This is a genomic window from Alcanivorax sp. HI0044, assembly GCF_001634945.1.
This window is the reverse complement of the sequence record NZ_LWEZ01000275.1, coordinates 1-867: the sequence shown is the minus strand read 5'-3', so window position 1 is coordinate 867 and position 867 is coordinate 1. Positions and strand designations below refer to the sequence as shown.

The following is an 867-nucleotide window of genomic DNA, read 5'->3' as shown; positions in this document are numbered from 1 at the left end:
TGGCATCTTTGATCTGGCCGAGCAGGTACTGCTGGAAATGCTGGACCAGGATTGCCAGGCCAAGGATGAAGTGTGTGAACAGTTGATGGGCCTGTACGAGCAGGAGCGTGACTGGGTGAACGCCATCAGCATGGGCGAGCGCCTGCTCAAGAACCGTGCGAACCTGGCGCCGGTACTGGCCCAGTTCTGCTGTGAGCAAGCGGAAACCCTGCGTCGGGACGGCGACATTAATCCAGCCCGCCGTATGCTGCGCCGGGCGTTGTCATTCGATAACCAGTGCGTGCGTGCCAGCCTGGCGGAAGGCGATCTGGAAATGGCGGAATCCAACTGGGGCGCCGCGATTGATGCCTTTCAGCGGGTCTGGAACCAGGACAGTGACTTTTTTGATGAAACACTGGATCGTCTGCGGCAGTGTTTTCAGCATCAGGAAAAGGAAGAAGACTTTATCCAGATGCTGGCCGATTACAGTGCAGAGAAACCCAGCACCACGCGTATTCTGTTGCTCTCGGAAACGCTTAAAGAGCGTTATGGCGACAAGGAAGCGGCGGACTTTATCCGTGAATACATGAAGGCCAACCCGTCCGTGCGGGGGCTCAACCGCATCATCGACATGAGCCTGGCCAGCACCGCCGAGGGCGAGGCCCGTGAGCATCTGGACATGCTCAAGCAGGTGTCGGAAAAGCTGCTGAGCGACAAGAGCCTGTACAAGTTCCGCCGCTGTGGCTTTGAAACCCCATTGATGCAATGGCGCTGCCCAAGCTGCAAACGCTGGGGCACCATCAAGCCGGTGGTGAAGGAAGTTTAAAGCAGCTACCAGCTGCCGCTGATTGGCTTAAGAACCAGGGCGCTCCCTGGATCCCGGGGTTT

1 protein-coding gene is annotated in these 867 nt (G+C 57.8%); it reads left to right on the top strand.

Translation table 11 applies throughout. The features are described 5' to 3' along the window. Positions 1-805 (top strand): hypothetical protein (locus tag A3730_RS30960; RefSeq protein WP_063537483.1); only part of this gene is annotated, 805 nt, incomplete at its 5' end. Positions 806-867 lie beyond the last annotated feature (62 nt).